Consider the following 9,705-nt stretch of genomic DNA (forward strand, 5'->3'; position numbering starts at 1 on the left):
GAACGGCGGCTCGCGAGTGCGCGGTCGCCACCCCGACCCAGTAGGGCGCGGGCGGTCCGGAGCGCGGCGGCACCTCCGTGGACTGCCCCGGCTCGGGCCGGGGGAGCTGACCGTGCGCGGGCAGGCGGCCCGTGAGCGCGGCCAGCGTGGCGGTGCCGTCGTCGCCGGGTTGTAGAGGCAGCAGCGCGGTCCAGCCGCCGCTGTCCAAACGCAGGAACACCCCGGGGATCGCCTCGATGCGGTGACGTAACTCGCTGGTGTCGCTGCCGCGGGTGGCGCCCAGCCGGAAGACAGCCAGTAGGAACGCGTCCGGGACCGCGATGGCCGGTTCCTCGGCCCACTCGATCGGATCGCGCCCGGTCAGCAGGGCGTCGGCGATCGCGCGGCGGCGTTCCAGCAGTTCCCAGCGCGGATCGTGCGCGCGCTGCACGCACGCGGTGGCGATGCGGGTGGTCATCAAGGTGACGTACTGCAGCAGCGAGACCGCCGCGTCGTTGAGCAGTTCGCGTTCGGGCTCGGTCGCGGTCTCCTTCAACCGCGACCAGATGTATTCCGCGCCAAGGCTGTAGCGGCTGAGCACGTCCTCGAGGGTCTCCCCGTCGCGCACCCGGCTCAACGCGATCTGCACCAGCTCGTGGGTCTCCTCCGGCGCGGGGGCGCGACCACTGCGGATGTAGTCGAAGAACAGATCCACATTCAGCTTGGTGCCGCGCTCGAAACCGCTGGTGACCAGCGGTTCCGGCAGCGTCCGGTACGGTCCGACGGCGTCGGGGATGGCTTCGCGCGCCACGACCGCCCGCCGGTACAGCTCCTCGAGCGCTCGGTCCCGCAATCGCGCGTGCATAACTCTCCTACTAGCCGTACAGCGACTCGATAGTAGCGGCGTAGTTGGTAGCTATCGGTTTGCGCCTCAGTTTCCCGGTTGCCGTGAGGTTATCGCTGCCCGGTGTCCACACCTCCGGCAGCACCGCGAACTTCTTGATCTGTTCCACCCGGGAGAGCTTGGTATTGGCGGTATCGATGCCCTCCTGCAGCGAGGCCAGCACCCGCGGATCCCGGGCCAGCGCGGCAATGCTCCGGTCGGTTAGCTGGTGGCGCTCGGCGAAGGCGGCGGCCAGATCGGGGTCCAGGCAGATGAGCGCGGTGTTGTAGGCGCGGCCCTCGCCGATCGCGACCACCGTGCCCGCCAGCGGCGTGCTCTCGGTGATGGTGTTCTCGATATTGGTCGGCGACATGTTCTTGCCCGCCGCGTTGATGATCAGTTCCTTCTTGCGATCCACGATCTTCAGGAAGCCCTCGGCGTCGAGTTCGCCGATGTCGCCGGTGTGCAGCCAGCCCTCGGCGTCGATGGTCTCGGCGGTCTTGTCGGGGGCGTTGCGGTAGCCGCGCATCACCATCTTGCCGCGCACCAGCACTTCACCGTCGTCGGCGATGCGGACCTCCGCGCCGGGCAGCGGGCGGCCCACGGTGCCGATCTTGATGCGGTCGGGGCGGTCCACGGTCGCGCCCGCGGTGCACTCTGTCATGCCGTAGCCCTCGCACAACGGCAGGCCCAGACCGAGGAAGAACTCGTGGGTGTCCTTCGGGATCGGGGCCGAGCCGGTGACCGCGATACGGATCTTGTCCATGCCGAGCTGCGTGCGAATGGTGTTGAGCACCAAGCGATCCGCGAGCTGATACTGCACCGTCCCGAGGATGCCCAGGGCGCGCCCGTCGGAGTTCGCGCGCGCCCGCGCCCGGCCGACCCCGATCGCCCAGTCGATGAGCCGCCGCTTGAGCGGGCTCGGCTCGGCCGCGAACCGATCCTCCAGGGCCGCCTTGACCTTCACCCACACCCGAGGCACGCCCAGGAACACCGACGGGTGCACCTCGGTGAGCGCGGCGGCCACCTGCTTGAGATCCGGCGACGTGGTGATCTGCGCGCCGGTCAGCAGCGACAGATAGTGCGCGAACCAGCGATTGGCGGCATGCGCGTCGGGCAGATACGAGACCACCTTGTCGGCCGGTCCGCCGCTGCCGAATTCGTCCACCACGCGGGCGTTCTCGAGGAAATTGGTGTGGGTGAGCTCCACGCCCTTGGGTGGTCCGGTGGTGCCGGAGGTGTAGACGATGGTCAGCAGATCCTGGGGATCCACCGCGCGCCAAGCGGATTCGAAATCGAACCCGTTGTTCTCGGCCGCTTCGATCGCGGTGAGCGAGACGCACCCCTCCGGTGCCTCGTCCACGCAGATGACGTGCTCGACCGTGACGCCCTGCGTCGCCGCCTTCTCCACCGCCGCCAGCACCTGCGGCGCGAACTGGCGCTCGCAGATCACCACCTTGTTGCCCGCATTGCCGAACTGGTAGGCCAGCAGATCCACCGGGTTGGTGTTGTACACCGAGAACGGGGTCGCGCCCGTATGCAGAATCGCGGTGTCGCACAAATGGAATTCGGGGCGGTTGGTCATCATCAGTGCCACCGTGTCGCCGCGCCCGACGCCGATTCCGGCCAACCCGGTCGCGATCGCGCGCACCCGGTCCCCGTATTCGCGCCACGTGACGGCGACCCCGCCGCCGAGCGAGCGCAGTGCCACCTCCTGCGGATAGCGGGCCACATTGGCCTGGAACGCCTCGACCATCGTGCGCGGGGCCGTTCCCGCAGCCGGTGTTGAACTCACGAACACAGCAGACCGCACAAAGGACGCGCGGGTCCACTGGCAATGGCGAAGATCTACCGACGCGTACTTGTGCATAGTGACAAAGGCGGGGGAGTGGGGTGCCCGCGGTGGGGCGCGGGTCCGGCGGCCCGGTGATCGAGGTTTACACGAATTTACCAATGATCTTGTTGCGCAAACTGATTCGAGTCCGGTATAGGGGCTCGCGACGTATCGTGTTAGCACGAACAGGACCGCCGGACCCCGACCGGGACGTCCGATCGGGTAGGCGTGCGCGGCCACGAGGAGCGAGCGGTGATCACCCCTACCACCAGCGGAGTACAGGACTACATCCACGCCGAGGAAGTCGAGTACGTCGACATCCGATTCTGCGACGTCCCCGGCATCCAACAGCATTTCTCCATCCCGGCGAGCATGTTCGACGCCGAGCTGGTCGAGGGCGGCATCGCCTTCGACGGATCCTCGGTGCGCGGCTTCCAGGCCATCCACGAATCCGACATGTTGCTGCTGCCGGATCTGCGTACCGCGCAACTGGATTCGTTCCGCGCCGCCAAGACCCTCAATATCAGCTGCTTCGTGCACGATCCGCACACCCGCGCCGCCTACAGCCGTGATCCCCGCAATGTGGCCCGCAAGGCCGAGGAATACCTGCGCTCCACCGGGATCGCCGACACCGCCTACTTCGGGCCCGAGGCCGAGTTCTACATCTTCGACTCGGTGCGCTACGACACCAGCATGAACAGCGCCTTCTACGAGGTGGATTCGGCGTCGGCGGACTGGAACACCGGCGAGAAGTTCAATCCCGACGGCACCCCCAACCGCGGCTACAAGGTGCGGCCCAAGGGCGGCTATTTCCCCGTCGCGCCCTATGACGCGGATGTCGATCTGCGCGACCGCATGTGCACGAACTTGCAGATCGCGGGCTTCGACCTGGAGAAGGGCCACCACGAGGTCGGCACCGCCGGGCAGGCCGAGATCAACTACCGGTTCAATACGCTGCTCGCCGCCGCCGACGACCTGATGCTCTACAAGTACATCATCAAGAACACCGCCTGGGCGGGCGGCAAGACCGTCACCTTCATGCCCAAACCGCTCTTCGGCGACAACGGCTCCGGTATGCATGTGCACCAATCCCTCTGGAAGGACGGCTCGCCGCTGTTCTACGACGAGGCCGGATACGCCGGGCTGTCGGATCTGGCGCGGCACTACATCGGCGGGCTGCTGCACCACGCGTCGTCGCTGCTGGCGTTCACCAACCCGACCGTGAACTCCTACAAGCGCCTCGTCCCCGGCTACGAAGCGCCGGTGAACCTGGTCTACAGCCAGCGCAATCGCTCTGCCGCCGTACGCATTCCGGTCACCGGCACCAGTGCCGCCGCCAAGCGGCTGGAGTTCCGCTGCCCCGACTCCTCGGGCAACCCGTACCTGTCCTTCGCCGCCATGATGATGGCCGGCCTCGACGGCATCACCAACAAGATGGAGCCGCCGCTGCCCGTCGACAAGGACCTCTACGAGCTCACCCCGGAGGAGAGCGCCGAGGTCACCCAAACCCCCGGCAGCCTCGAGGAGGTCATCAACCGCCTCGAGGCCGACCACGAATACCTCACCCAGGGCGGCGTTTTCACCGAGGACCTCATCGACACCTGGATCCGCATCAAACGCGACTCCGAGATCGCCGAGATCAACGTCCGCCCCCACCCCTACGAATTCGAACTCTACTTCGACGTGTAGAGCTGCAGACCCGACAGGGAGTCCGGCAGCGGGCGGGAGTGCAGCACGCCGAGGCGTTGCGTGGCGCGGGTGAGCGCGACATACAGTTCGGCCGCGCCGCGCGGGCTTTCAGCGAGGATTTCGTCGGGTTGGACCACCAGGACGGCGTCGAACTCGAGGCCCTTGGTCTCCCAGGCCGGGACCGTGCCGGGCAGACCCGGCGGGCCGATCACGATGCTGGTGCCCTCGCGTCCGGCTTCGTCGCGCTCGAATTCCGCGATGGCCGTGGCGATCTCGCTGACCGGCAGCTCCCGTGACCACGGCTGCACGCCGCAGGCCCGCACCGACTCCGGGGGCACGACATCGGGCGCGAAATCGGCCAGCACCGCGGCCGCGACGGCCATGATCTCCGCGGGGGTGCGGTAGTTCACCGTCAACGACCGGTACTGCCAGCGGCCCGGGACGTACGGCTCCAGCATGTCGCCCCAGGAGGTCGCGCCCGCCGGGGAACTGCGCTGCGCGAGATCGCCTACGACGGTGAAGGAGTGGCTCGGGCAGCGGCGCATGAGCACTCGCCAGTCCATCTCCGAAAGCTCCTGGGCCTCGTCGACCACGATGTGGCGGTAGGTCCAATCGCGGTCGGAGGCAGCGCGTTCGGCGAGTTCGCGGGTGTCGCGTTCGAGGAAACGCTCGGCGAGGTCCTCGCCGTAGATCAGGTCGGTGGCGAAGAGATGGTCCTCGTCGTCCATATGGTCGGCGCGGTTGACCAGCAGTTCCAGCACGCCTTCGGCGTAGGCGGCCTGCGCCTTGCGTTCCCGCTCGGCGGCGGCGTCCTCGGCGGTGGTGTCACGGCCGAGCAGATCGACGAGTTCGTCGAGCAGCGGGACGTCCGACACCGTCCAGGCCGCGCCGTCCTCGCGGTAGAGCGCTCGGCCGGCATCGGCGGCCCGCAGCCGATCGTGCGACGAAAGCAGTTCCGCCAGCAGGTCTCGCGGCTCGATCGTGGGCCACAGCTCGTCGATCGCGGCCGCGAAACCCTCGTGCTCGGCGAGCTCGCCGCGCAGGTCGGTGCGCATGTTCTCCCACGCGTCGCGATCCTCGCGGGTGAGCCAGCCCTTGCCGATGCGTGCGATGGCGCGTTCGGTGAGCGCCCAGGTGAGCACCTCCAGGAACACCGCGCGGGCCTCGTTGTGCGGGCGTCCGCTCTCGCGCGCCTCCTCCCGCGCCCAGCCCGCGATGTCCGCGTCGATACGCACTGTGACATCGGTCAATTCGAGCTCGAACGGCTCTCCCGGCACCCGCTGGCGGTCGGCGACCGCCGCCTTCAGCACGTCGAGAATCTTCAGCGACCCCTTCAGACGCGCCGCCTCCGGCGTGTCCTCGGCGGTCGCGTGCAAGCCGGGCAGCAGCGCGCCCGCGGTGGTGAACACCACGTTCGTCTCACCCAGCGACGGCAGCACCCGCCCGATGTGCTTCAGGAAGGCCGCGTTCGGGCCGACCACCAGCACGCCGTTGCGTTCCATCTGCTCACGCTGCGTGTACAGCAGATACGCGACGCGATGCAGCGCGACCACGGTCTTGCCGGTCCCCGGGCCGCCTTCGATCACCAGCACACCCGGATGATCCAGCCGGATGATCCGATCCTGTTCGGCCTGAATGGTCGCCACGATGTCGCGCATGCCCTCGCCGCGCGGCGCGTTGACCGCCGCCAGCAGCGCCGCGTCCCCGCGCTCACCATCCCCGGGACGCCCGAAGACCTCATCGGTGAAATCGAGCACCTGCCGGTCGCGCGTGAGGAACTGGCGACGTCGCCGCATACCCTCCGGGCTCGCGGCGGTCGCGACGTAGAACGCCCGCGCCGCCGGCGCCCGCCAATCCATCAGCAACGGCTCGAATTCGTTGGCCTCGTCGAAGATTCCGATGCGGCCGATATAGGTCGGTTCACCATCCACGCTGTCGAGGCGGCCGAAGCACAGGCCGTTGTCGGCCACACCCAGCCGCCTGATCTCCTTGGACAGCGAGCGCACCTCGGCGTCGCGTTCCACCAGCGCCGTCGCGTTCCCGCGCACCGTCAACGTCTCGCTGTAGCGACCCTTGACCCGCGCGCGCTCGGCATCCAGCCGCGCGTACAGCCCGGCGACATACTCCTGCTCCGACCGCAGTTCACTCTCATAACCCTGATCCGGCACCGGCACACACACCTTCCCGCTCGGCAATCCCCGCCACCGCAACCGACATTCGCGCAGGTTGCGGCCTTAGGTCAGCGATTGTGCGCCATCACCGGGGCCTTGCCGCAAGCCCCCCACTGTGTTATAAGGTTGAATGGGAAGGAAGCAAGCCTTCCCATTCCTTTATCCCTCGTTCTCAGGCCGCCTCGGGGCGCTGCCCACCCGACGCGATGTTCATGATGTCCTTGTTGCCGTCGGCCCACTGGGCCGTCATCAGCATGTAGTCGACCTTCCACACGTCATCCACCAGCTCCAGCCCGATGCGGTAGGTGCCACCCAGCGTCCAGCGCGGCGAGCCGAGCGGGTTGGCGAGAATGTGGACCGCCTGGAACACCGCGGTCAGCTCGGCGTGGTCGCCGTTCACGGTCACCAAGTGGTTGCCGAGCAGATGCTGGGTGGCGTCGAAGCTACCGATCAGCTTCTCCCAGTCGGCGCGGATCTGCGCCGGGGTGACGGTCGCGGGCCCGCCGCCCCACACGCTCGAGTAGTCGAGGGTGACCTCGTCGGCGAACACGCTCGGGAAGCTGTCCCAATCGCTGATGTCGATGTACCAGAACAGGCGGGTGACGGCCTCGATGATGTCGGCACGCTGCTGGGCGGTGGCGGTCGAGGAAACAGAAGTGGTCATGGTGGTTCTCCTACGGTGCAACGGAATCGGTGGTGACGGGCAACAGATCGCGGGCGGCGAGCACGCCGCGGGCGACCGACATGGCCGAGAGCACGCGGGGAAAACCCGCGTAGGGGAGGGCTTGCAGGATCGCCTCGACGATCTCGCCCGGCGCGACACCGGCATTCAGCGCCGACCCGATATGCGCCTCCAGCTGCGGGCGGGTGTCACCGAGCGCGATGAGCGCGCCCAGGATCACCAGCTCGCGCCGACCCGCATCCAGTCCGGGCCTGGAATGAATATCGCCGTAAGCGAATTCGACCGCGAACCGATGCAGATCCGGCGCGATCTCGGCCAGCTCGTCATAGACGCGCCCCCGAACACCGCCCGCCCCACCGAGTTCGGCCTGTCTGGCGGCTCCCCGCTGGAATCTCTCGTTCATGATTCACAGCTTGCTGGGCGCGAAAACTTCCAACCAGCTCACGCGGTGCCTCGTACTGCCAGGGCCACCCACACCCGCCCTGTGCCAGACTGCCGTCATGGCGGTACGTGAAGACCTGGCGGAATTCCTGAAGTCTCGACGCGCCCGGGTCGATCCGCAAGACACCGGGCTGCCGCCGTCCGGCCTGCGCCGCGTGCCGGGCCTGCGCCGCTCCGAACTCGCCCACCTCGCGGGCATCAGCGCCGAGTACTACCAGCGCCTCGAACAACGCCGCGCCGCCAACCCCTCCACCGACGTCCTCGACGCTCTCGCGGCCGCCTTGCGCCTCAACGAGATCGAGACCGCGCACCTGCACACCCTCGCGCACCCGCCGCGCACCACCGACACCGGCGCGATCACTCCGCGTCCCGAACTACTGCGCATGCTCGACCTCATCGACAAGGCTCCCGCCGTGGTCATCACCGACCTCTTCGACGTCCTGGCGGCAAACCCCTTGGCCAGCTACGTCTTCGGGCCCATGGCGGCCGAGAACATGGCCCGCGCACTGTTCACCGATCCCGCCGCGCGAAAGTTCTACGGCGAGTGGGACGCCGTCGCCGCCGCCACGGTCGCCCAGTTGCGCCGCGTCGCGGGCATCTACCCGGGCGATCCGGCGACCAACGCCCTCATCGACGAACTCGCCACCGGCAGTACCGAATTCGTCACCCTCTGGAGCGCGGGCGACGTCGAACTGCGCACCCACGGCGGCAAACTCATCCACCACCCCCACTCCGGCACACTGAGCTTCTCCTACGAGAACCTCGAACTCCCCGGCGACCCCCGCCAGCGCATCGTCACCTTCACCCCCGACCCAGGCACCTCCCTGCCGGTTCTCTAAGGCGAGGCGATACTGCTCGGCCCGTGGTGGTCCGAGACAAAAGGCCCATGCGGGTTTCCTACTTCAATTGATAAACTCTGGTCATGGCGCAACCCATGTACGAGATCGGTGAGGGACCGGCGACGCGGGTGAGCTTGTCGCTACCCGAGGGGACCGCCGAGGCGGTGCGCCGCCGGGTCGGCAAGCGCGAGTTCTCAGCGTTTGTCACGTCGGCGGTAGAGCGTGAACTGCGTGGGCTACTGCTGGACGAGTACCTGGCCGATTACGAGAGCCGCCACGGGGAACTGTCGGAGGTTGATCGTCGGCGCGCATTCGAGCGATTCGAGCAGGCTCTCCCGGGCGGGGTCGCGTGGCCGGACGAAAGCTGAACGCGGCGGCGCGGGCCCGGCCCGCGGTGCAGGGGACCGTCGTACTCGATTGCCAGGGCCTCTCCGGCCTTGTGGCGGACGATCCGGCGATCGTCGCGCTGATCGCCGAGGCTCGCCGCCGTCGCATGGAAGTCGTGATCAGTGCGCTCACGGTCATCGAAGCGACACACCGCAAGACCGACATGGCGCGGCTGTCATGGCTGCTGTCGATCCTTCGAGTGCAGCCCGTCGATGAGTCCGGTGCTCGTGCCGCGTCTCGCCTCTTGCTCGAGCACGGTCTGCACGGGCACAAGTACGCCATCGACGCGGCGGTGGCCGAAATGGCGATGCGGCAGCCGCAACCGGTGGTGCTCATGACCTCCGATCCGGAGGACATGCTGGCCCTCTGCGGTGATGCGGTGCGGATCATCCCCCTGTGACCGTGCCCGACACTCCGAGGGGCGGATGCGTGGCGTGTGGGCGGGTTGTCGTTAGATTGGGGCCAACGGATCGGCCGTGACACGAGATTTGCCCGCAGGGAGGCGGGTTCGTGGCACGGTGCGGGAATACCGTTGTGACACAACGTGCCACGCGAAAGATGCTGCGTGGTCATGTGGGGTGGGTTGAAACTATGACCTTGACCTCACTGGCCGCGCGGGGTAGCGGTGCGGTCATACGATCCGGGGCTGACAGATGCGGGAAGGCGAGTAGGCCATGGATCGAAATGCGTTCGTCGAAGTGATGAACGAGGCGAGCGGCATGCTCGAAGCGGGGCTGGCGGAGGAAGCGCTGGCCCGGTTGACGGCGTTCGACGACGGCCTGGACGTGGCGCCCGAGCCC

At 67.7% G+C, this 9,705-nt stretch carries 9 protein-coding genes; 4 read left to right on the forward strand and 5 right to left on the reverse strand.

The genetic code is table 11. The features are described from left to right. Together ACWELQ_RS27230 and ACWELQ_RS27235 are read right to left on the reverse strand one after the other, a co-directional pair. Positions 1–844, reverse strand: an 844-nt coding sequence (locus ACWELQ_RS27230) for a hypothetical protein (RefSeq protein WP_452399889.1), incomplete at its 3' end; no start/stop codon positions are given. Positions 845–854: 10 nt separating this feature from the next. Further along, the gene (locus ACWELQ_RS27235) at positions 855–2,618 is read right to left on the reverse strand and encodes an AMP-dependent synthetase/ligase (protein WP_452399897.1); all 1,764 of its coding nucleotides are present in this window, start codon (positions 2,616–2,618) and stop codon (positions 855–857) included. Positions 2,619–2,948: 330 nt separating this feature from the next. On the opposite strand from ACWELQ_RS27235, the gene glnA reads away from it, so the two are divergent. After that, on the forward strand, positions 2,949–4,385 hold the full coding sequence (gene glnA, locus ACWELQ_RS27240) for a type I glutamate--ammonia ligase (RefSeq protein ID WP_452399890.1): 1,437 nt from the start codon (positions 2,949–2,951) through the stop codon (positions 4,383–4,385). On the opposite strand, the gene helR is transcribed toward glnA, so the two are convergent. The 3 genes from helR to ACWELQ_RS27255 all read right to left on the reverse strand — a co-directional run bounded on the left by helR (position 4,370) and on the right by ACWELQ_RS27255 (position 7,641). Next, on the reverse strand, positions 4,370–6,553 hold the full coding sequence (helR, locus tag ACWELQ_RS27245) for an RNA polymerase recycling motor ATPase HelR (RefSeq protein WP_452399891.1): 2,184 nt from the start codon (positions 6,551–6,553) through the stop codon (positions 4,370–4,372). The two genes, glnA and helR, sit on opposite strands and share 16 nt — an antisense overlap. Before the next feature lie 175 nt (positions 6,554–6,728). Next, positions 6,729–7,220 carry a nuclear transport factor 2 family protein gene (locus ACWELQ_RS27250; protein ID WP_452399892.1) on the reverse strand — a complete coding sequence of 164 codons (492 nt, stop codon included), beginning with the start codon at positions 7,218–7,220 and terminating at the stop codon, positions 6,729–6,731. 10 nt (positions 7,221–7,230) lie between these two features. After that, positions 7,231–7,641: a carboxymuconolactone decarboxylase family protein gene (locus tag ACWELQ_RS27255; protein WP_452399893.1), complete on the reverse strand. Its 411-nt coding sequence runs from the start codon at positions 7,639–7,641 to the stop codon at positions 7,231–7,233. Between the two features lie 97 nt (positions 7,642–7,738). Here ACWELQ_RS27255 and ACWELQ_RS27260 point away from each other — a divergent pair, with 97 nt between their 5' ends. The 3 genes from ACWELQ_RS27260 (at position 7,739) to ACWELQ_RS27270 (ending at position 9,305) form a co-directional block, all read left to right on the forward strand. Next, entirely contained in the window at positions 7,739–8,518 is a 780-nt protein-coding gene (locus ACWELQ_RS27260; RefSeq protein ID WP_452399894.1) for a helix-turn-helix domain-containing protein, read from the forward strand. An 83-nt stretch (positions 8,519–8,601) separates the two neighbouring features. Beyond that, positions 8,602–8,886 (forward strand): hypothetical protein, encoded by a 285-nt coding sequence (locus ACWELQ_RS27265; RefSeq protein ID WP_452399895.1) that lies wholly within the window; start codon positions 8,602–8,604, stop codon positions 8,884–8,886. Next, positions 8,868–9,305, forward strand: a complete 438-nt coding sequence (locus ACWELQ_RS27270; protein WP_452399896.1) for a DNA-binding protein — start codon at positions 8,868–8,870, stop codon at positions 9,303–9,305. The genes ACWELQ_RS27265 and ACWELQ_RS27270 overlap by 19 nt, the downstream gene beginning before the upstream one ends. The last annotated feature ends 400 nt before the right edge of the window (positions 9,306–9,705 follow it).

The organism is Nocardia sp. NPDC004722 (assembly GCF_053601505.1).

Bases quoted from the DNA above. Each gene is read 5' to 3' on its own strand.
- ACWELQ_RS27235 (WP_452399897.1), bottom strand. From the start codon at position 2,618: ATGGTCGAGGCGTTCCAGGCCAATGTGGCCCGCTATCCGCAGGAGGTG.
- ACWELQ_RS27255 (WP_452399893.1), bottom strand. From the start codon at position 7,641: ATGAACGAGAGATTCCAGCGGGGAGCCGCCAGACAGGCCGAACTCGGT.
- ACWELQ_RS27265 (WP_452399895.1), top strand. From the start codon at position 8,602: ATGGCGCAACCCATGTACGAGATCGGTGAGGGACCGGCGACGCGGGTG.
- ACWELQ_RS27260 (WP_452399894.1), top strand. From the start codon at position 7,739: ATGGCGGTACGTGAAGACCTGGCGGAATTCCTGAAGTCTCGACGCGCC.
- ACWELQ_RS27250 (WP_452399892.1), bottom strand. From the start codon at position 7,220: ATGACCACTTCTGTTTCCTCGACCGCCACCGCCCAGCAGCGTGCCGAC.